This window comes from Xanthomonas sp. 3058 (genome assembly GCF_014199765.1).
In the GTDB taxonomy this organism is placed as follows: Bacteria; Pseudomonadota; Gammaproteobacteria; order Xanthomonadales; family Xanthomonadaceae; genus Xanthomonas; species Xanthomonas campestris_B.
This window is the reverse complement of sequence record NZ_JACHOF010000055.1, coordinates 1-1,866: the sequence shown is the minus strand read 5'-3', so window position 1 is coordinate 1,866 and position 1,866 is coordinate 1. Positions and strand designations below refer to the sequence as shown.

Here is a 1,866-nt window from a genome sequence, read left to right as displayed (position 1 = left end):
TCGTGGTGGCGCTCCCGTGCAGAACCTGGCCCATAGTGCTTCCTTCCATTTGAGGGAAAATAATGCACCATCAAAACCTGGGATCAAACACCTAGTGGTGAGCTTGGCCCTTAAGGACTGAGCGGCTTGCTACGATAGCGGCCTGAACCCCGACATGCTCAAATCCTTAATCTCTATGTAGTAGGAAGTCGGGTGAGCCATCGCAGCTGCGGTTTGATAGTTATTTGGTCAATTCCTGCAAATCCCAGTTCATCTCGTGAAGAGCGTCTCCTGGTTTGCAAGCAATCGACTTCAATGTTGCGTAAGATTTTCATGTTAGCGATACTGTCGGCTGTTTGATCAGCGTTTTGTACTGAAAAATTTTCAAGCATCAAAAGTTGCCTGGATAGGTGTGACAACGCTATTTGCAAAAGCACGGAGGAGAAGAAATGGATGGGAAGTACGAGTGGACTTGGGGGCCATCTGTCATATCCGGATTTCCCACCGTCGATCGGGAAATTCTTAGGAATTATTCATTCCTAAATATATATTCAATCGATTTTTCGTTGTGCGGCTCTGCAACCAGCATTACGGAGGGTCTTTTGAATGGCGATGGAATTGCGTTCTGTCGCGTCGGATTTGCAGGAAGCTTCTCCGCTACCGTGGTCGCATCGACGGTTCCGCAGGGTAGGTCCGATGATGAGGAGTTCGCCGTGCTGCTTGAAGGCGCGAAGAAGTCTGCCAATGATATCTGCGCAATCGGCGGGCCAGGTCGGTTCGCCGTTCAAACCAAAGGCTCGTCCTGGGGCGAAATCATCGAAACGCACATTGTGGATGTCGCAGAACAACATTCCAACTGCCCATTTCCTCTGAGCCGCGTACTGCTGACACAAAAGCCGGAGGGCCTTCATTCTTTTGCCGTCAGTCATCTTTTTGTTCGAGGAGGAAGCAGATTCGAGATTGCGGTTCTTGGTGCGCCAGAAGAAGAACATGCCGACTCCATCGCCTTGCTCGAACAAAAGCTCGTCACGCTGGCCGAGCTGTTGACCGCATCGCTTCAGCATCGCTCAGACCCAAGCCGAAAGGTCCAGGTTGGGGGCGGGTGAGCCCTCGGTCGGGCGCGCCGATGCGGCAACCTTTAAAATGTATATATTTCAACAATAAGGTTAGATATAAAAAAATAAAAAACGAGATGAGTGATACATCATGTCTATTACGCCAATTGGCGAGCTGTGTTGTCGAAGCGCGTGCCGCACAGCTGCTGGATCGTGCCGATTCGTACTCCTACGTGATCGGCGCGAGGCGATCGAATTGGTGACGTGGTGCATTTCTTGGACGTAGGAAGAGCCTGCTTTGCTATATTCCGATGGGTGTGCTGTAGCTGATACCTACCTGCCTCGCTCCCTTCGACATGGAGTCCCTCCACATGTTCACCATTCCTAATCTGCATCTGGCGAGAAAAAAGCCGGACGAGCCGTGGCCGCTGCGGTTTGATAGTTATTCGTTCGATGCTCGTTGTTATCACACCTTGCGATGCAGTATCACCTTTGCTCGGCAGCAGCATTCTCGCCATGTAGCTGAGTCTTGCGTAGATCCGACATCCCCCCGCCCTGAGTAGCGGCCTGGTTTAGAGTCCAGGGCTGATGATATCGGTGTTTGCCAGATGTTGGGCATACGCAGCAGGGGTCATGCCGCCGATTGCTTTCTTGGGTCGTTCTTCGTTGTATTCGCGTCGCCAGCGTTCGATCTCGGTGCGCGCGTGCAGCAGTGTCGGGAACCAGTGCTCGTTGATGCATTCGTCGCGTAGTCGGCCGTTGAACGATTCGACGTAGGCGTTCTGGTTCGGTTTGCCGGGTTGGATCAGCCGCAACTGCACGCCACGGGCAT

Annotated in this window: 2 protein-coding genes; one reads left to right on the top strand and one right to left on the bottom strand. The window is 52.4% G+C overall.

Annotated features, from left to right (window positions below; all coding sequences use genetic code 11):
• The first annotated feature begins 428 nt into the window (after positions 1–428).
• Complete coding sequence (locus tag GGR61_RS20900) at positions 429–1,085, top strand: hypothetical protein (RefSeq protein ID WP_184623847.1); 657 nt, start codon at positions 429–431, stop codon at positions 1,083–1,085.
• A gap of 521 nt (positions 1,086–1,606) precedes the next feature.
• Here GGR61_RS20900 and GGR61_RS20895 read toward each other — a convergent pair.
• Positions 1,607–1,866, bottom strand: a 260-nt coding sequence (locus GGR61_RS20895; RefSeq protein WP_184623845.1) for an integrase core domain-containing protein, incomplete at its 5' end; no start/stop codon positions are given.

Excerpts from the sequence above, each read along its gene's own strand:
- GGR61_RS20900 (WP_184623847.1), top strand. The coding sequence starts at position 429 with ATGGATGGGAAGTACGAGTGGACTTGGGGGCCATCTGTCATATCCGGA.